This window comes from Candidatus Margulisiibacteriota bacterium (assembly GCA_018822365.1).
GTDB lineage: Bacteria > Margulisbacteria > WOR-1 > O2-12-FULL-45-9 > XYB2-FULL-48-7 > XYB2-FULL-45-9.
Genome location: JAHJKL010000072.1, coordinates 13437 through 31680, shown reverse-complemented (window position 1 = coordinate 31680; position 18244 = coordinate 13437). Strand labels below are relative to the sequence as shown.

General features: G+C 51.0%; 17 protein-coding genes. 14 read left to right on the top strand and 3 right to left on the bottom strand.

Annotated elements, in window-relative coordinates; translation table 11 throughout:
- Positions 1–446: 446 nt before the first annotated feature.
- Positions 447–1190: a hypothetical protein gene (locus tag KKF06_07040; GenBank protein ID MBU1617509.1), complete on the bottom strand. Its 744-nt coding sequence runs from the start codon at positions 1188–1190 to the stop codon at positions 447–449.
- A 74-nt stretch (positions 1191–1264) separates the two neighbouring features.
- Here KKF06_07040 and uvrA point away from each other — a divergent pair, with 74 nt between their 5' ends.
- The 7 genes from uvrA (at position 1265) to KKF06_07005 (ending at position 7798) form a co-directional block, all read left to right on the top strand.
- Positions 1265–4081, top strand: a complete 2817-nt coding sequence (gene uvrA / locus KKF06_07035) for an excinuclease ABC subunit UvrA (protein ID MBU1617508.1) — start codon at positions 1265–1267, stop codon at positions 4079–4081.
- Positions 4082–4154: 73 nt separating this feature from the next.
- Positions 4155–5192 carry an NAD-dependent epimerase/dehydratase family protein gene (locus tag KKF06_07030; protein MBU1617507.1) on the top strand — a complete coding sequence of 346 codons (1038 nt, stop codon included), beginning with the start codon at positions 4155–4157 and terminating at the stop codon, positions 5190–5192.
- A gap of 55 nt (positions 5193–5247) precedes the next feature.
- The gene (locus KKF06_07025; protein ID MBU1617506.1) at positions 5248–5589 is read left to right on the top strand and encodes a hypothetical protein; all 342 of its coding nucleotides are present in this window, start codon (positions 5248–5250) and stop codon (positions 5587–5589) included.
- 16 nt (positions 5590–5605) lie between these two features.
- Complete coding sequence (locus tag KKF06_07020) at positions 5606–6043, top strand: SH3 domain-containing protein (GenBank protein MBU1617505.1); 438 nt, start codon at positions 5606–5608, stop codon at positions 6041–6043.
- 27 nt (positions 6044–6070) lie between these two features.
- The gene (locus KKF06_07015) at positions 6071–6706 is read left to right on the top strand and encodes a DUF1211 domain-containing protein (protein ID MBU1617504.1); all 636 of its coding nucleotides are present in this window, start codon (positions 6071–6073) and stop codon (positions 6704–6706) included.
- On the top strand, positions 6703–7371 hold the full coding sequence (locus tag KKF06_07010; protein ID MBU1617503.1) for a hypothetical protein: 669 nt from the start codon (positions 6703–6705) through the stop codon (positions 7369–7371). The genes KKF06_07015 and KKF06_07010 overlap by 4 nt, the downstream gene beginning before the upstream one ends.
- 118 nt (positions 7372–7489) lie before the next feature.
- Positions 7490–7798, top strand: coding sequence for a hypothetical protein (locus tag KKF06_07005; GenBank protein MBU1617502.1), 309 nt, complete (start codon positions 7490–7492; stop codon positions 7796–7798).
- 253 nt (positions 7799–8051) lie between these two features.
- Here KKF06_07005 and KKF06_07000 read toward each other — a convergent pair whose 3' ends face one another.
- Both KKF06_07000 and KKF06_06995 read right to left on the bottom strand, forming a co-directional pair.
- A complete protein-coding gene (locus KKF06_07000; protein ID MBU1617501.1) occupies positions 8052–8990 on the bottom strand; it encodes an SIR2 family protein in 939 nt (312 codons plus the stop codon).
- 112 nt (positions 8991–9102) lie between these two features.
- On the bottom strand, positions 9103–9663 hold the full coding sequence (locus KKF06_06995; protein MBU1617500.1) for a GyrI-like domain-containing protein: 561 nt from the start codon (positions 9661–9663) through the stop codon (positions 9103–9105).
- 136 nt (positions 9664–9799) lie between these two features.
- Here KKF06_06995 and KKF06_06990 point away from each other — a divergent pair, with 136 nt between their 5' ends.
- Genes KKF06_06990 through KKF06_06960 form a run of 7 tightly spaced genes read left to right on the top strand, consistent with a single transcriptional unit; the run spans position 9800 to position 18200 of the window.
- Positions 9800–12220, top strand: coding sequence for a cation-transporting P-type ATPase (locus tag KKF06_06990; GenBank protein MBU1617499.1), 2421 nt, complete (start codon positions 9800–9802; stop codon positions 12218–12220).
- Entirely contained in the window at positions 12217–13260 is a 1044-nt protein-coding gene (locus tag KKF06_06985; protein ID MBU1617498.1) for a hypothetical protein, read from the top strand. Before KKF06_06990 ends, KKF06_06985 begins: the two co-directional genes overlap by 4 nt.
- 3 nt (positions 13261–13263) lie before the next feature.
- On the top strand, positions 13264–14490 hold the full coding sequence (locus KKF06_06980) for an ABC transporter permease (GenBank protein ID MBU1617497.1): 1227 nt from the start codon (positions 13264–13266) through the stop codon (positions 14488–14490).
- A complete protein-coding gene (locus KKF06_06975) occupies positions 14483–15721 on the top strand; it encodes an FtsX-like permease family protein (protein ID MBU1617496.1) in 1239 nt (412 codons plus the stop codon). The genes KKF06_06980 and KKF06_06975 overlap by 8 nt, the downstream gene beginning before the upstream one ends.
- Before the next feature lie 12 nt (positions 15722–15733).
- Entirely contained in the window at positions 15734–16417 is a 684-nt protein-coding gene (locus tag KKF06_06970) for an ABC transporter ATP-binding protein (protein ID MBU1617495.1), read from the top strand.
- Positions 16414–17151, top strand: a complete 738-nt coding sequence (locus tag KKF06_06965; GenBank protein MBU1617494.1) for an outer membrane lipoprotein-sorting protein — start codon at positions 16414–16416, stop codon at positions 17149–17151. The genes KKF06_06970 and KKF06_06965 overlap by 4 nt, the downstream gene beginning before the upstream one ends.
- The gene (locus tag KKF06_06960) at positions 17148–18200 is read left to right on the top strand and encodes a hypothetical protein (protein ID MBU1617493.1); all 1053 of its coding nucleotides are present in this window, start codon (positions 17148–17150) and stop codon (positions 18198–18200) included. Before KKF06_06965 ends, KKF06_06960 begins: the two co-directional genes overlap by 4 nt.
- Positions 18201–18244 lie beyond the last annotated feature (44 nt).

Genomic DNA, 18244 nt, shown 5'->3' with positions numbered 1-18244 from the left:
CGGACATCCTTTTCCCCTTCATATTTGACCCTCCTTCAATTAGTATTACCGGCCTATTTTCTAATTGCAAGTGGTCCAGTTTTTGGGGGGAAGGTCAGAACCCCTTTGAAGGCCACATTTGATTATATTTCTGAAGTGTCAGTGCTTATGTGTAAAGCTATTGAAGGTTAGAAGGCCTTAAACTGTATCGTGACAAATGGGGATAAAAATGTCCCTCCTCAATAATCGAAAAAACCCTATATGAATCGCACATATTTATGTTGAAAACTGGCTCGTATAAATTCAGAGTGTTCCGCGCATTTCGCTTACCGCTAAAAAAATCGAAATGCGCGAGGCCTTTTCTTTTCGTCCATTTTCTTTGTGGCCAGACAAAGAAAATGGACAAGGGGTAGAAGAGAGCAAAGATTTTAATACGTATAGGAGATTGACTATACGGGTGGTTATAATTATAACCGATACCCCAAGCAGGTCCGGTAGAAAAGCGAGTTCTGGTCACCGGTGTGGCCGTAGGGGAAAATCAGATCACGTATCAGGCGGGCGCCGTTCTCAACGTGAAAGCGGATGACGGGATCAAGTATTCGCCCTTCATTAGTTCTAGTTCCAATATAATTAATGACCGAAAGCGGTTGAATTGATTCACCAAAATAAGCGCGCAATCCGGCGGGTCGGGAGTAGGCGATGACATGTTCGATTGGCAGGCGGTTGAGCGAGGCTTTGACCGCTACCGATTGGACTAGCAACTGGCCGAGTGACCGGGGCTGGTCAGCAAATTCCCCTTTCCAGCCGCGTCCCTGCTCCGGATGGGTTGCCACCCAGGGGCAGATCCAGACGTTAGCATTTCGAGGGTCAGTTGTCTCCCAGGAGTCGTCGCCGGTCAGGCTTTGGTGGTCGGTCGGCATCATTGCCAGGGTTGAAAGATGGAGCTTCACGACATTTATCATGCCGACCAGCCGGCCATCGAGATAAGCGGCGAAAATACTCCCTGGATCGCGTTCCAGACGGCTGGCGATCTGCCCGCGCATGACCAATAACCCCTCTTCGTAGACCAGATCGACAACTGAATTGTAGAGGGCGGTTAGTTGAGCGATTTCTCTTCGGGGGGGATGTTTGACGGTTAAAAGGGCTGATTCCCGGCCGCCGCTGGCGGTCCGGCGGGAGACCGGAAGTGATATGATCGGTTTAATATGCATTTGTAGGCACCTTATCTGGTTATCTACCCGAACTCTGTTCAATTTCACCGTTTTTTGTTAAAATATACAGTTCAATGCTAGAAAAGATCATCATCAAAGGGGCTCGGGAACATAATCTCAAGAACATCAACCTTGAACTGCCGCGCCATAAATTGATCGTTCTTACCGGATTATCCGGTTCCGGCAAATCGTCCCTAGCTTTTGACACTCTTTACGCCGAAGGACAGCGGCGCTATGTTGAATCACTTTCCGCTTACGCCCGCCAATTTTTGGAGCAAATGGCCAAACCTGATGTCGATTCGATAGACGGGCTATCGCCGGTCATTTCGATCGACCAGAAAGCGCCGCCGCGCAACCCGCGTTCAACTGTCGGGACCGTGACCGAGATCTACGATTATTTACGACTCCTTTTTGCCAACATCGGCGTGCCGCATTGTCCCAAATGCAATCGGAAGATCGAGCGGCAAACCGCTCAGCAGATCGTCGACCAGATCATGGAACTCCCTGAAGGGGAAAAGGCGATGGTCCTGGCGCCGGTCATCCGCGGGCGGAAGGGTGAATACAAGAGCCTCTTTGCCGATATCCAGAAAGATGGTTTTATCAGGGCTCGGGTTGACGGCAAAGTGCTAGAACTGTCCGATGTTCCCGACCTGGACAAGAAACTGAAACATGACATTTCGATCGTGATCGACCGGATCGTAGTCGGTGCCGGGAACCGGAAACGGCTTAATGAGTCGGTCGAGAACGCCTTGCGCTACGGTAACGGGATCGTCGAAGTTTTGTCGGAAAAAGCGGGAGCAAAGCCAAAAGTATTTAGCGAGAAGTTTGCCTGCGCCGATTGCGGCATCTCCTTTGACGAGATCACTCCGCGGATCTTTTCTTTCAACAGCCCCTATGGCGCTTGTCCGGAATGTAAAGGGTTAGGAGATAAGCTTGAGTTTGATCCAGACATGGTCATTCCAAATCGTAATTTAACCTTGGCTGAAGGGGCGATCGTTCCCTGGGGGGATGCGGCGTCATATTATCTGCAAAAGCTGGAGGCGGTCGGGGAAGCTTATGGTTTTGATCTGCATACCCCGGTCAAAAAGTTGTCCAAAGAACAGCTGAATATCATCTTATACGGCAGTAAGAAGCCGATCAAATTTAAATATGTGATGGACAGGGGTTACTGGGAGAACGAAGGGACCTTTGAAGGGGTGATCAGCAACCTTCGCCGGCGATATCTCGAGACTAAATCGGAGAACGTCCGTTTCTATCTCTATCGCTACATGAGCTCGATCTCGTGTTCGGTCTGCGGCGGAAAACGGCTCAAACCGGAGTCGCTTTCGGTCCTGGTTGGCGGGAAGTCGATCGCGGAAGTTTCGGCCATGCCGATCAACGTGATCCAGAAGTTTATCGAAGATCTTCGCTTCAGCGAACGGGAGCAGATCATTTCCAAACAGATCGTTAAAGAGATCAAAGCGCGGCTCGCTTTCCTGATCAATGTCGGCCTGGCGTATCTCTCGCTCGACCGGCAGTCGTCGACGCTTTCCGGGGGGGAAGCCCAGCGGACCCGGCTGGCGACCCAGGTCGGTTCCGGCCTGGTCGGGGTCCTCTACATCTTAGATGAGCCGTCGATCGGTCTCCACCAGCGGGACAATAAACGGCTGATCGAGACCCTGTCGCGCCTGCGCGACCTGGGGAATACCGTGATCGTGGTTGAGCATGACGAAGAGACAATGCGCTCGGCCGACTTCCTGGTAGACATTGGGCCGGGGGCGGGGGTGCACGGCGGCAAGATCGTCGCGACCGGGTCGGTTGACGATATTATTAAAGAAAAAAATTCGATCACCGGCAAATACCTTTCTGGAGCAAAGGAAATAGAGATCCCCGAAGAGCGGCGCCAGGGGAACGGCCACCATCTCCAGATCATTGGAGCGGAGCACCACAATCTGAAGAAAATTGATGTCGCCTTTCCGCTGGGGAATTTTACCTGCGTCACCGGGGTTTCCGGTTCCGGCAAGAGTTCGTTGATCAACGATATCCTTTACAAAGCGCTGGCCAACAAGTTTTACCGGGCGGTCGACAAGCCGGGGCGCTATGACGAGATCAAAGGATTGGAGCATATCGACAAGGTTGTGATCATTGATCAGACCCCCATTGGCAAGACCCCGCGTTCGAACCCGGCGACTTACACCGGGGTCTTTGATCACATTCGCAATCTTTTTACCATGACGCAGGAGGCTCGCCTGCGCGGCTACAAATCGGGGCGGTTTTCTTTCAACGTTCGCGGCGGCCGCTGCGAAGCGTGCGCCGGGGACGGCCTGGTCAAGATCGAGATGCACTTCCTGCCGGACGTCTATGTTTCCTGCGATGTCTGCAAAGGGAAACGCTACAACCGGGAAACGCTTGAGGTCCACTACAAGGGAAAAAATGTTTTTGATGTTCTCAATATGACGGTGGAAGAAGCGCTGCGGTTGTTCGAAAATATTCCGCAGATCCAGCGGAAACTCCAGACTTTGTCGGACGTTGGCTTAAGCTACATCAAGCTCGGTCAGTCGGCGACGACTTTATCGGGAGGGGAAGCCCAGCGGATCAAGCTGGCGACCGAGCTGGCGACCCGCTCGACCGGACGGACGCTTTACCTGCTCGACGAGCCGACGACCGGCCTCCATTTTGACGATATCAAAAAACTGCTCGAGGTTTTGCACCGCCTGGTCGCGGCCGGAAATTCGATGATTGTTATCGAGCACAACCTTGACGTGATCAAGACTGCCGACCATATTATTGATCTTGGGCCGGAAGGGGGAGAAGAGGGGGGAGAGATCATCGCGGAGGGGACCCCGGAAGCGGTGGCAAAAGTCAGCGGCAGTTACACCGGGAAGTATTTAAAAAAAATATTGAAAGCTTAACCGCGACGTTCAGTCGCGGGCAAAACAAAGCACAGCGGCTAAACGCCGCTGTTATTATCGAGAGGAGTAACGCATGAAAGTTTTAGTAACTGGCGGCGCCGGGTTTTTGGGGATCAACATGATCCGCTATCTTTTGAGCAAAGGGATCACCGATATCGTATCTCTGGATGTCGCCGAGTTTGATTATCCGGAAAAAGAGCGGGTCAAAATAATTGTCGGTGATATCCGCGACCAGGCGAAAGTGGCCGAAGCGATGGCCGGCGTGACCCAGGTGGTCCACACCGCGGCCGCTCTGCCGCTCTACAAGAAGGAAGACATCTTCTCGACCGATATCGACGGGACCCGCAACCTGCTGGCGGCGGCGGAAAAAAGTAAAGTGGAGCGCTTTATTCATATCTCTTCGACCGCTGTTTACGGCATTCCCGACCACCATCCGCTGGTCGAGACCGATAAGCTCGACGGGGTCGGGCCATACGGGATCGCCAAGATCAGGGCGGAAGAGGTTTGCCTGGAGTTCCGCAAAAAGGGGATGATCGTCCCGATCATCCGGCCAAAGTCGTTCATCGGGCCGGAGCGGCTAGGGGTCTTTGCCCTGTTTTACGACTGGGCCAAAGACGGGAAAGGGTTCCCGATGATCGGAAGCGGCAACAATCGTTATCAATTGCTGGATGTCGAAGACCTCTGCGCGGCGGTCTATCTTTGCCAGACACTGGATAAGCAAAAAGCTAACGACACTTTCAATATCGGGGCGAAAGACTTTACTACCATGAAAGAAGATTACCAGGCGGTCCTGGACTTTGCCGGGTTTGGTAAAAAAGTCCGCGGGTTCCCCGCCTGGCCCATGATCTTGGTACTACGAATACTTGAATTTTTTCATCTTTCTCCATTATATAAGTGGGTTTATGAGACCGCTTCCAAAGACTCGTTCGTTTCGATCGAAAAAGCGGAAAGGGTCCTTGGGTTCAAACCTCAATACTCCAACAAGCAAGCGTTGGTGCGCAATTACAAGTGGTACCTGGCCAACATTGGAGCGATTGAAGGGCGGAGCGGCATTTCCCACCGGGTCCCCTGGAAGCAGGGGATCCTGAAACTGGCCAAGATCTTCTTTTGACCTGAATCAGACTATCTGTTATCATTCGAAAGGGATTATTTCAGGAGGGCAAGAGATGAACAAGAGACTGATTATTGTGGTGTTGCTTCTGTTTGCCGCTTCAACCGCATTTGCCGACCCGCCCAAAAAGATGGAACTTAAGCTGACCGGTCAGCGCCTGATCGTCAATGTCCTGCATGGTTCCAAAAAAGTCGACCTGCATTACATAAAGGCCATTGTCATCAAGCTTGACGGGAAAAAGATCATTGAGCAGGATTACTCGCTCCAATCGCCGCTCGGGCAGATCGCGATCTACGAGATCCCGGAGCTGGCCAAAAAACATTCGAGCTTGACGGTTTCTGCTACCTGCAGTATATATGGAACAAAGACAGAGGTTCTCAAACTAAATACTAAATAGAGGAAAGGGGTGCGCCATGAAAAAGATCGTGATCTTCCTCTCCAGTCTGATCTTAACCGCCGGGATCGCCTCGGCTTACCCAAGTACTTATGATGAAGGTGTTCTGCTAAGGGCCGGTCCGAGCGAGGTTGACGAGGTCAAGATCGATCTGCCGAGGAACTACCCGCTCAGAATACTCAAGCGGAACGGAAGCTGGGCGCTGGTGACCGACTGGCTGAATTGCCGGGGGTGGGTCGAATCGAATTTGATCACCGGAGAATCGACCGGGGTCGTCAGGCGGTCAAACGTTACCTTGCGGAGCGGGCCGGGGACCAGATATTCCAGACGCTCAAAACTTTACCAGGGGACCATAGTTAAGCTTTTGGGAAAAAAGGGAGTTTGGTACAAGATCCTGGTGATCGACGGTCCGGAACAGATCGAAGGGTGGCTGCACGGCAAGTTTCTTTGGGGATAAACTTAAATCACCATTGGGAGTGATCAAATGGCAAAAAATCTTCAGGAAAGGGTCGTCTGGCTGAGGACCAATCGGATCGAAGGCTTGTCAGACGGGATCTTTGCTTTTTCCATGACCCTGCTGGTCATGACCCTCAATCTGCCGGAAGCGGGAAAGAATTTGGTTTCGGGGAATTTGGGCCAGCTCTTGATCGGACAGAGTGATAAATTTTTCAACTATGCCTTGAGCTTTATTTTGATCGCGATCGTTTGGATGATCCATCATCAACAATTCCACTTCATCAAAAAGACCGACCAGCGACACCTCTGGATCAATATTTATCTGTTAATGTTTGTCGCTCTTATCCCGTTTTCAACGACGCTGGTCGGTGATTATGCCAAGTCGACCGCGGCAGAGCTGTTTTTTGACCTGAACTTGTTTTTAGTCGGGGTCGCGTTGTTTTTGAACTGGGAATACTCGACCAGGGGTTATCGTTTGGTCAATAAAACGCTTCCCCAGGAAAGGATCGTCTTGGGTTGGCGGCGGACCCTGGTCATGCCGCTGGTTGCCCTGCTCGCCATGAGCTTGGTCTATTTTGATCCAAACTATTCTTCATACGCATACCTTACCATTCCGTTCATCCTGGCTTTTCCGTACTTCAAGAACAGGAGGGACCAACAATGAAAAAGATCTTATTGTTCGTGGTCGCGCTGTTGGCAATGCTGGCTGGCTGGCTGATCTGGGCGCACGTTCCCAAGGGGGATGTGGATATGATCAAATATCGGATAATATTTGAGCAAAAAGCTTTTGTTTCGACGACGGAAGAGAGCTTGAATATTATCGCTTACCAGGCGGCGGAAGACGGGATCGAACCGTGGTCGTTCCTGGCGATCTACCGGGTGACTCCGGCCGGGCAAAAGCTGGTCTACCGCTACGCTCCGGTCGTTCCCAAAAGCGCCGGGTATCCGCGTCCGCTCCGCCTGGAGAGCGTTGATCTTGCCCAGGAAAAGCTCAAGAACCTGATGATCGTGACCAGCTGGGGGGAGATCGGGGCCGATTACTGGGGGACCCACCCGATCGTCATCAAATATCTTTTCGGGGTATTTCGCGCGACCAACCTTTATGACGGATTGCTTTCCCGCGACCCCCGGATCAGCCCGTTTGAATGGACCCGGCCGGATATTGAAGTGACCAACTATTTTGACCGGAGCGAGCGGGTAAGAACCATTCTGACGCAGGGGATCAGGGTTATTAGAAGAAAAGATGTGGAGCTGAAGTTCTTTGGCGACAACAAAGCGCACGCGGCAAAACATAAGATGGAGACGATTAGGATTAAGTTGTTTAAATAGGGGGGGAGGCAACCCTCACCCGAGTTTTTCTTGACGTTTAGTGGTCATTAACAACCCTCTCCCAGGGGGAGAGGGGATTGGATGATAATTTTTGAGTAACTAAATAGATGAGGGGATAATGAACAAAATAGTTAAAGGCTTATTATTTGGTGCGATTGCGGGAGTGATCGATGTAATCCCGATGGTCGCGCAAAGGTTGAGCTGGGAAGCGAATCTTTCAGCTTTTTCCCTTTGGGTGGTCGCCGGTTTTCTGATCGCGACCTCGGAACTCCGTCTAAATTCGATCATTAAAGGGTTGCTGATCTCGTATCTTCTGGCCCTTCCGGTCTATATAATAGTAGGGGCAAAGGAGCCTTTTTCTCTCATTCCGATGACCATTATGACCGCTATTTTGGGTGGAATATTGGGGAAAGTGGTGGGGTCTTAACCCTCACCCAAGTGTTTCTTAGCTATTAGTTTTACTTTGCACCCCTCTCCCAGAGGGAGAGGGGGTTGGGTGATAATTTTTAGGTAACTAGAGCAAAGCAAAAGGCCCAGGCAAAGGCGAAGGCAGAGGGCTCGGGCAAGGGCGGAAGAAAGGGCAAGACAGAAGGCACAGGCAAAGGCGGGAGAAAGGGCGAGGCAACCCTCACCCAGGCATTACTGTTTCGGAAACCTGCGGCAATATCGCCGCGGTTTCCTTAGTTAAAAATGCGACCTAACTGCTTTGAAATGTATGGCTTATCTACTAGATCATTAATTTCTTTGACTTGAAAATATCCTGACAATCCATACCATATTTTTGTTGTTAAGCTTATATTGTGGAAAAGCCTTGGAAATGGGGTGTCGTTTGTAAATGCCCCAATTGATCGAGCAAAATCTTTTGGGCTTTGAATGTCAACCACATAAATATTTGATTTATTTTCAATAGCATTAATCAGCAATTCATTTATATGGTCATCCTTAAAACTGTACCCAATAATTAATATGTTAGCTTTTTGTTTTGTTATAGCCTCAAAAAGTGTTTTATATTCATTTAACAACGGAGAAGTAGATATTTTTTTACTTTTTTGTTTCCCCAGAATCATTAAATGGTCGTTCGTATTGAACCAATTCTTTGATCCATGAAGCTTGATATAGTATTTTTGTTTGTTATTTGAATGATTGATTGGCTTGATATTTGATTTGTCATCGTCAATTTTTATATGCTTATCATAATAGTTTAAAGTCTTAGAGTTTACTGGATAACCAGCTGGTATATGCGGAAGCTTATAGCGATAATTTGGGTTTTTTCCCGTGTAACGCTCAATTAATAAGTCTTGGTTTAGAGTGAAAAAATAATCAATTTTGTAGATGAATTTGAAAAGATTGTCATTAATGACATTTGGATCTATTTTTCGTTCTTGTACATTGAAGGCTTCGATTACACTGTTTTGGAAAATATTTTGATCATTTTGGGGGAAATTAATGAGAATATCATTGTAGACCGATTCAAAATTAAAATCATTTAATAATTTATTTCTAATGTTTACGTTGGCTTGAATAAGTGGATTGTTGAAAATTAGTGCCCAAATTTCATCAGACAAAAAGCCGCCAAAATTACAAGAAAAACCTGCGCCAGTTAAAAGAATTTTATTCATTAATTAAAGTCTGGGTTTGGGTTGCTTTCCCGCGTCCCGCCTTCTTTCTTGCCCATTGTCCCGCCCTTGCCCGAGCCCTCTGCCTTGCCCTTTCTCCCGCCTCTGCCTCTGCCTACCGCCCCTTCACCTGAAACATAAAAATAATCTTATTGCTCGCCATATCGTAATATTCCATGCACAAGCCGATCTGGTCTTCGGTGATCTTCTTCTTTTTCATGTACCTGGCCAGTTCGGGATAGGCCTTCATCGGGCCAAACATGTAGGAGAGGGGGTTGCGGATCGGGAATTCGGTGGCGAGGACTTTTCCCCTTTTCCAGTTGATCACTTTATAAGTATCGCTCACCTTGTAGAAAAGCGGGAGGTTGTTTTCGTTGATCACACAGCCGACCTGGCTCCGCAGTTTTTCCTGTTTCACTTTGCTTGGGTCGTCCAGGTAAATGCCGAAACCGTCGGTCGGTTTGATCCCGTCTTTGGCCAATCGATCATAGACCGCTTGCACGACCGCCCCGGTATTCTGATAAGGGCCGATATAATCCTCATATACTAATGTGTATGGCCCAACCTCGCGTTCGGTCACTTCCAGTTTATTGAAAAGACCCATGTAATAAACCCAGATGACCAGCGCGACCGCGAGAAGAGCAATTACCCAAAGAACAATTTTAAGTATTTTCACGATAACCCCCCCATTAATACATTAAATCCAGGAAACCGCTGCGATACTGCCACAGGTTTCCGTTGCTTATCGGGATTGTACCACTATCATTAACAAAAACAAGCCTGGGGAAACAGCTTGGACTTTAATTATGGTGATGTATAATACCGTTATGGTAATTAGCAGTTTAACTGCGAAACAAGCGAAAGCCAACCTCAAAAAATACGGACCCAATCAGATCTTTAAGCCTTCGCGGGTCAGCTTTTTCAGTATTGCCCGGCACGAAGTGACCGAACCGATGATCCTCCTTCTTTTCACGGTCGGGTTCTTTTACGGTTTCTGGGGCGGGCTAAGGGACGCGGCGACTATTTTTATCATTATTTTTCTTTTGGTCTTTGCCGAAGTATTTAACGAGTACCGGGCGAAAAAAGCGATCGATTCCCTATCTAAGCTTGCCGCTCCGCTGACCATGGTCTGGCGCGACGACCAGATCGTTGAGGTCCGCTCCGAAGAGGTAGTATTAGGCGACTTATTGGTCTTGTCAACCGGGGCAAGAGTTTCGGCTGATGCCAGGGTAGAGAAGGCGTTCGGTCTCCAGGTCGACGAGTCGGCTCTGACCGGGGAATCGTTCCCTGTCGACAAAAATGCCGGGGGGGTGGTCAGTGCCGGGACGATCATCGTCAACGGCGAAGGTTTAGCGGTAGTGACCGCTACCGGCAGCGCGACCAAGCTTGGCCAGATCGCCGCCACCGCCAAGACGGTTCGTCCTCCTAAAACACCGCTTCAACTGGCAATGAAAACGCTGGCCGGGCAATTGGTCTATGTCGCGATCTTCTTTTCCACCGTCATCCCTCTGATCGGCTGGTTTCGCGGAGGGGACCTGAAGACAATGTTCCTGACCGGGCTCTCGCTCGCTTTTGCCACCATCCCTGAAGAACTGCCGATCATTATTACCATGGTCCTTGGGCTTGGAGCCTATACCTTATCGAGGAATAAGTTTTTGGTCAAAAAGATCAAAGCGGCAGAGACCCTGGGGAGCGCCACGGTTATTGTTACCGATAAGACCGGAACGATCACCGAAAACAAAATGACTATCGCCGCGTTCTATCCCGATGAGCCGGCCAGGATCATTCGTTTAGCCCGCCTCGCTTTGTCGGAGTTCGCTCTTTCTCCTCTTGACCAGGCGGTTAAAACGAGGGGAGCGGAACTGGGGGGCTTTACGGGGACGATCGTCAATCAACGGGATTTTATTAACGGCCGCAAGAGCAGGAGTGTGGTCCGCAACAGTCCGGAGGGGCGGGAGCTATTTATGAGCGGCGCTCCGGAAGAAATATTCTCCGCCTGCCGCGTTGTGGGGAATGATATCAGGCGGGAACTGGAACGGGAAACCGGGAACGGGCGCCGGGTGATCGCGGTCGCTTCCCGGAAATTGGCGCTTGATGAGAACGATGGCCAGTTTGCTGAACTTGAAGAGGGGCTTGATTTTGGCGGGTTGCTCTCTTTTGAAGACCCTCCCCGCGCGGGGGTCAAAGAGACTATTTCTACCGCCGCCGCGGCCGGGATCAGGACGATCATGGTGACCGGCGATCATCCGGCAACTGCCGGCTACATTGCCCGGCAGGTCGGGATGATCAGCGGCGACGCGAAGGTACTGACCGGCGACGAGCTGGATAAATTGAGCGACCAGGCGCTGGCGGTAGTGGTCAGGGATATTTCGGTTTTTGCCAGGAGCTCTCCCCAGCACAAGTACCGGATCGTCCAGGCGTTGCAAAGGGAAAAAGAGATCGTCGCGGTGACCGGTGATGGGATCAACGACGCCCTTGCCTTGAGCGGGGCCGATATCGGCATCGCCATGGGGATCCGCGGGACCGACGTCGCCAAAGAAGCGGCTGAAGCGGTCCTGGCGGATGATAATTTTGTCACCATTACCGAGGGGATATTTGAAGGGCGAAAGTTCTTTGACAACCTGCTCAAGGGGTTGAAATATTATCTCTCGGTCAAAAGTGCCCTGATCCTGATCTTTCTCCTGCCGGTCTTGCTTGGCATTTCGATGCCCTTTGCCCCGATCCAGATAATTTTACTTGAACTTTTCATGGACCTGGCCGCATCGGCCGGTTTTGTCTACGAGCCGAAAGAGAAGGACATTTATTCGCGGAAACCGCACGACCCCAAAGCGAGGATCTTTAATGTCTTAACGATCTCCGATATTTTGATCAAAGGGGTGGTCTTGTTTACGGCGGTCATGGCGGTCTACTTTTTTGCCCTGCTCAACAAGATGGGGATCCATGAGACCCAGACTTATGCTTTTGCCGCCTGGATCTTTGCCCACATCTTTATGGCTTATATTGCCCGGTCCGACCGGGAGCCGCTGGTTGAACTTGGGATCTTCAGCAACCTGGCCATTAACCTTTGGATGATCTGCGCGGTCGGATCACTGCTGGTTGGGATCTATGTTCCGGCGATCAGTTCCCGCCTCCAGCTGGTTTCGATCGGTCCGGTCAGCCTGGCGCTGATCGCCCTGTCGACCGGGATGATCGTCAGCCTGCTGGAAATAAGAAAAAGGGTATTTAACCGATGAAAAGAGTTTTACAGATCAAGCTTGGTCTTTTTCTTTTTTTCCTGATCGCAACCCTCTATTCGTGCGGCAGCAATTCTGTTACCAGTCAAGCCGGTCAAATAGCGACGCCGGCATCTTCGCCTGCTCCAGTCCATACCTTGATCGTTGAACCAGACGATGGCCGCGGGGGAATAATCGCTGCTTTGAACAAGGCGAGCAAAAGCATCTGCCTGACAATATACGAGATCAACGACCCGGAGATAGTGGCCGCGCTCCAAAGCGCCGCCGCCAGAAAAGTCGAGGTCAAAGTTATTTATAACTATTACTCATTCTCTCCGGCCAAAAGAGAAACGATTCTGTCCGGGGTCGCTTCGCTGGAGAGCGCCGGTATTTTGACCAGGGCGGCGACCTCTGAATTTACCGTGACCCATCAAAAAAGTTTTGTGATCGACGGGACAAGCGCGATCATTATGACCTTTAATCTCCAGCCAGAATATTTTGGCGGGACCCGCGACTTTGGGATAGTTACCACCGATCCGGCCGAAGTCGCTGAGATCTGCCGGGTTTTTAACGCCGACTGGGATTACCGGCCGGTTACGCCGACCTGCGAAGCGCTGGTCTGGAGCCCGGTCAATTCCCGGGAAAAAATAACTTCCTTGATCGGCGCCTCCCGGGTTTCGCTCGAGGTCTATAACGAAGAGGTGGAGGACCGGGGATGCATCAATGCCTTGACCAGAGAAGCGGCGGCCGGGGTTGATGTCCGCTTTATCAGTGCCCAGCTGATGAACAACGGGTATGATGGTAATACCTGGGGGCGGCGGGAGTTGAATCGGGGGGGGGTCGCGGCTAATTACGGCGACTTTCTTTATATTCATGCCAAAATGGTTTTGGCCGATCAAAACAAGCCCGGAGCCAGAGTTTATCTTGGGTCAGAAAACTTTTCCACTACTTCGCTGGACCATAATCGGGAACTTGGGATCTTACTTTCTGAACCGGAGATCCTGGCCAGATTGAATTCGATCTTTTCCGCCGACTGGAAAAAAAGTAAGAGGAGCCGATAACCGATGCTGGTCAAGCTGGCTTTTCGAAATATTTTTCGTCATTTTACCAGGACCTTCCTAACTTTTCTGGCGATCGCCCTGGGGTTGGCGATGCTGATCCTGGTCGACTCAATGCTGACCGGGATCGACCAGGAGTCGTTTGACCGGATCATTAATTACGAAACCGGCCACGTCAAGATCTTTGACCGGGGTTATCGGGCAGATGAGGAGAATTTTCCCCTGGACAAAGCGATCGCCGATCCGGCTCCGCTGATTAAAAAAGTAGGGCTCGACCCGGCAGTCGCCGGGGTGACCTCCCGGATCAATTTCCGGATCATGCTTTCGGATGGGATCGACCAGTACCCGGCGGTCGGGATCGCGGTCGATCCGGCCGATGATCAGTCGGTCTTTATCTTAAAGCAAGCGGTGGTTAACGGGACTTTTCTTCAAAGCGGCGAGGCGGCGATGCTGGTGGGAGAAGGGCTGGCCAAAGATTTCAACGTCGGGGTGGGCGACTATCTTACCGTACTGACCAGGACAAAATACGACACCTATCAGGCGCTCGATCTCCGGATCAAAGGGCTCCTCAAGACCGAAGATCCCAAGATCGACTGGGCGGCGGTAGTTATTCCTCTGGGTGTGGGGCAGGGTTCGCTCGATATGGGGAAAGCTGTTACCGAGATCGATATCAAACTAAAGGACCCGTCCAGGACCAAAGATTTTCGGGACAAGCTGGCAAAGAATCTCCCAGGTCTGGAGGTCGCGACCTGGCAGGAGCTGGCCGCCGACGTGGTCGCTATTGCCCAGGCCAAGCGGGGAGGGACTTCATTCGTCCTTTTCAGCGTTTTTATTATCGCTCTGATCGGCATCAGCAACACTATTTTGCTCGCCGCGTTTGAGCGGACCCGGGAAATCGGAATGATGGCCGCCCTGGGGATGAAGAGGGGGGAGATAATCAGGCTTTTTGTCCTGGAAGGAGCGATGATCGGCGTCCTGGGGAGCATTTTTGGCTGTCTGCTTGGAGTCCTGATCAATTATCCTTTTGTAGAATACGGGATCAACTGGGGATATTTAATGAGGGACGTGGGGGATGTTGGTTATCGGGTGACCGGCGTTTCGCACGGGGTCTGGAATATTAAGATGATCGTGACCGCCTTTGTCGCCGGGATAGTCATTTCCGCCCTGACCAGTATCTATCCCGCACGGGTGGCGAGCCGGATGGAACCGACGGAGGCGCTTAAACGTGTTTAAACTTGCCCTGCGAAATATATTCCGCAACAAGCGCCGGTCGGTCCTGACCGGACTGTCGATCGCGATCGCGGTCATGATCGCGGTCTACCTCTGGTCGTTGATCTCGGGGATCATGGACGATCTTTTTGACAACATGATCCGTTTGAACTACGGCCATGTCCGTATCCTCAACACTGATTACGTCAAACGGGAAAGAATGCTCCCCCTGGAGGCCAATATAAAAAATTACCGGGCGGTGGAAAGGACCGCCTCGGCAATGGACCAAAACGTCACGTTGACCGTCGGGCGGGTCAAATTTGGGGTCCTGCTGGAACATGAAGGGAAAAATAAACCGGTCTTCGGCAACGGGATCGACCCTGGGACCGAAACCCAGATCTCCCACCTGGACCAGAAGATCGTTCAAGGGAGAATGATCCAAACGGGGCGGGAAGAGATTAACATTGGGGTCAACCTGGCCCGGGACCTGGAGTTAAAGCTTGGGGACACATTGACAGTGGTGACCCAGACAGCGTACGGCTCGATCACCGCCATGAACCTCAAGATCGTCGGGATCTTCAGTTTTGGGGTACAGAGCGTCGATAGCACCACCTTCTTTCTTCCTCTGGATAAAGCGCAGAAGTTGCTCGACCTGGAGAACGCGGTGACCGAGATCTTTGTTTATGTTAAAGATAAGAACAAAGCTCCGGAAGCCGCCAAAGCGATCATGGCGGGGCTCGATCAGGCATATCCCGGCCAATATATGACCAAGGCGTGGCAGGACCAGGAGATCCTTTATTTCTACATGGTGATCGCCAGGAATGTTTATGGAGGGCTTTATTTCCTGGTCCTTTTTCTGGCCAGCTTTACCATTCTTAATACTATGTTCATGTCGGTGCTGGAGCGGACCAAAGAGATCGGGATGATGAAAGCGCTGGGGATGAAGGACCGTCAGGTCATGGGGATAGTGATGCTGGAAGCGCTGTTGATCGGTACTATTGCCAGTTTTATCGGCGCTCTTTGGGGATCGGGGGTCGCTTATTATCTGGCGACCAAGGGGATCGATTTTACCGCGACCTTCGAGCAGATGGGGTCCATGAATTTACCAATATCATACGTATACAGAGCCATCTTTAGCTGGGGGATAATCTTTTTTGGTTTTTGCATGGGGATATTGTTCTCGGTCATGGCGGCCGTCCCGCCAGCTTTGCGCGCGGCCAGGATGGAGCCGACCGAAGCTTTAAAAGAGATATAAGGAGATGATCGTATGTCGGTAGTAAAAATGGAGAACGCGGTCAAGACTTACAAGGTCGGGAAGGTCGAGGTCCCGGCTTTGCGGGGTTTGACCCTGTCGATCGAAAAAGGGGAATTTACCGCGATCGCCGGTCCTTCCGGTTCAGGCAAAACTACCCTGCTCAACCTGTTTGGCTGTCTCGATAAACCGACCAGCGGGAAAGTATTCATTGAAGAGCACGACATCATCAAACTTAATTCCGACCAGCTGGCCGATGTCCGGAACCACCATATCGGTTTTATCTTCCAAAGCTTTAATCTGGTCCCGGTCCTGACCGCTTATGAAAATGTGGAATTTCCGCTGGTCCTGCTCAAGGAACTTCCGGCCCACCGGAAAACGCGGGTCATGGAGATGCTGGAGAGCGTCGGTATCGGGGATCTGGCCAGCCGGCGGCCGAACGAGATGAGCGGCGGGCAGCAGCAGCGGGTCGCCATCGCCCGGGCGCTGGTCAAACATCCCGATTATGTTCTGGCCGACGAGCCGACCGCCAACATCGATACCAAGACCGGCCAGTGGATCCTGGACCTGATGAAGGAGATGAACCAGAAGCTTAAAACGACCTTTATCTTTTCCACTCATGACCCCAAAGTGATGCAATTTGCCAGGCGGCTGATCAAGATCCGCGACGGGCAGATCGAATCGGACGAGAAGCAATGAATCGAACGGCGATAATTCTAGCTCTCTTTTGGTTGACTTCCGGGACCGTTTTCGCGGTGACCGGCGCGGAGATCATTAAAAAAGTTGACGAAAATATGACCTTTAAAACCGCCAAAATAGAAGCGGAGATGGTGATCCATATTGACAAAGAAGTCCGGACAAAAACGATGCGGAGCTATCAAATGGGGCGCGACACCTCATTTTCGGTCTTTCTTTCGCCGCCGCGCGACAAGGGGGTCAAATACCTCAAGATCAAAGATAACATGTGGATGTATCTCCCCACCGTTGACAAGACGATCAAGATCGCCGGCCACATGCTCCGCCAGTCGATGATGGGATCGGACTTCAGCTACGAAGACGCGCTGGAGAGCGGTGAACTGCTCGACAAATACACAGCGACCCTGGTCTCGGAAGAGGTGGTCAAACAGCGCCCCTGCTACGTTATTGACCTGACCGCCCGGGTCAAAGAGATCACCTACTATCGCCGCCTGGTCTGGGTCGATCAGGAGCTTTTTGTCCCGGTCAGGGAAGAGCTTTTCGCCCTCTCCGGCAAAAAACTTAAAAGTATGACGATGGGAAATATCCAAAAATATGGCGGACGGTATTACCCTCTCTATATGTCGATGCGCAATCTTTTACGGCGGAACACTTTAACCGAAATGATCATTACCAAAGCGGAATTTGATCTTTCTCTCCCGGCCGAAATGTTTACCCAGCGCAGTTTAACCAAATGAAAGCATTTTGGGCGACGGCGAGTCTGCTCCTTCTTTTTGCTTCTTCAGTCCTGGCGGTCGATCTGTCCGGTTATTATGAGAACGACCTTCTTGGCCTGATCAAGAGCGATGGCGGGGCGACTATCGGCGACCTTAGCCGCCTGCGTTTGCGGTTTGATGCTAAGGTAGGGGAGAGCCTGGTGATCCATTTGGAGCCCCGGTATTACCTCCTTTTTAAATCTGATCCCGTTTCGGTTGCGGGGGCAAGCGGGATCGACCAACTGGTTTGGGACCGGATTTACCTGAAATATTATTCAACATTATTTAATTTGACTGCTGGTAAGCAGCGGATCGCCTGGGGGAGCGGTTATATCTGGAACCCGACCGATATTTTTAATCCATTTGTCCTCTCTTTCGCGGTCAAAGAAGAAGACGAAAGCAATGTCGAGGCCATTCGCTGCGAAGCCCCTTTTGGTCCGTCCGCCGCTCTTGACCTCTACCTGACGACCGGCCAGCCATGGGGTGAAACTAAGAAAGGGGTCAGGGCCAGACGAACGATCGGGCTTTTTGACCTGGCAGTAAGTTATGTTGACTTTGGGAGCGGAGACCAGGCTGGCTTTGACGCGGTAGGGGAGTTGTTTGGTTTTGGGGTAAGGAACGAAATTACCGTTAAAAGACCGGTTGGAGCTACACATTATATACAATCGGTCTGGGGGTGGGATTATACCCTGGAGAATGGGATCGGCCTGAATATGGAGTATTATTTCAATGGATTAGGGAAAAAAGACAGTTACGACTGGGCCGCTTTACAGGGCGGAACTATCAGCCAGCTAGCCATGGATTACCTTTTCTTTAGCGTAAATAAGAACCTGGATGAATTGACCGCTCTTCGCGGTTCCATTTTAACCAATCTGGATGACTCTAGTTTTATCCTTTATCCGGCGTTGACCAGGAGTTTAACCGAAGATCTTGATCTAAGCCTGGAAGCGATGTTTAGCGGAGGGAAAAGCGGCTCTGAATATGAAAACGTTGGAACGCTTTTGCTTGCCAGAGTTACCCGGCACTTTTAACTTTCTTGACAAACCCATGGTTGACAGGGCATACTAAAAAAGGG

Excerpts from the sequence above, each read along its gene's own strand:
- KKF06_07040 (MBU1617509.1), bottom strand. The coding sequence starts at position 1,190 with ATGCATATTAAACCGATCATATCACTTCCGGTCTCCCGCCGGACCGCC.
- uvrA (MBU1617508.1), top strand. The coding sequence starts at position 1,265 with ATGCTAGAAAAGATCATCATCAAAGGGGCTCGGGAACATAATCTCAAG.
- KKF06_07030 (MBU1617507.1), top strand. The coding sequence starts at position 4,155 with ATGAAAGTTTTAGTAACTGGCGGCGCCGGGTTTTTGGGGATCAACATG.
- KKF06_07025 (MBU1617506.1), top strand. The coding sequence starts at position 5,248 with ATGAACAAGAGACTGATTATTGTGGTGTTGCTTCTGTTTGCCGCTTCA.
- KKF06_07020 (MBU1617505.1), top strand. The coding sequence starts at position 5,606 with ATGAAAAAGATCGTGATCTTCCTCTCCAGTCTGATCTTAACCGCCGGG.
- KKF06_07015 (MBU1617504.1), top strand. The coding sequence starts at position 6,071 with ATGGCAAAAAATCTTCAGGAAAGGGTCGTCTGGCTGAGGACCAATCGG.
- KKF06_07010 (MBU1617503.1), top strand. The coding sequence starts at position 6,703 with ATGAAAAAGATCTTATTGTTCGTGGTCGCGCTGTTGGCAATGCTGGCT.
- KKF06_07005 (MBU1617502.1), top strand. The coding sequence starts at position 7,490 with ATGAACAAAATAGTTAAAGGCTTATTATTTGGTGCGATTGCGGGAGTG.
- KKF06_07000 (MBU1617501.1), bottom strand. The coding sequence starts at position 8,990 with ATGAATAAAATTCTTTTAACTGGCGCAGGTTTTTCTTGTAATTTTGGC.
- KKF06_06990 (MBU1617499.1), top strand. The coding sequence starts at position 9,800 with ATGTATAATACCGTTATGGTAATTAGCAGTTTAACTGCGAAACAAGCG.
- KKF06_06985 (MBU1617498.1), top strand. The coding sequence starts at position 12,217 with ATGAAAAGAGTTTTACAGATCAAGCTTGGTCTTTTTCTTTTTTTCCTG.
- KKF06_06980 (MBU1617497.1), top strand. The coding sequence starts at position 13,264 with ATGCTGGTCAAGCTGGCTTTTCGAAATATTTTTCGTCATTTTACCAGG.
- KKF06_06970 (MBU1617495.1), top strand. The coding sequence starts at position 15,734 with ATGTCGGTAGTAAAAATGGAGAACGCGGTCAAGACTTACAAGGTCGGG.
- KKF06_06965 (MBU1617494.1), top strand. The coding sequence starts at position 16,414 with ATGAATCGAACGGCGATAATTCTAGCTCTCTTTTGGTTGACTTCCGGG.
- KKF06_06960 (MBU1617493.1), top strand. The coding sequence starts at position 17,148 with ATGAAAGCATTTTGGGCGACGGCGAGTCTGCTCCTTCTTTTTGCTTCT.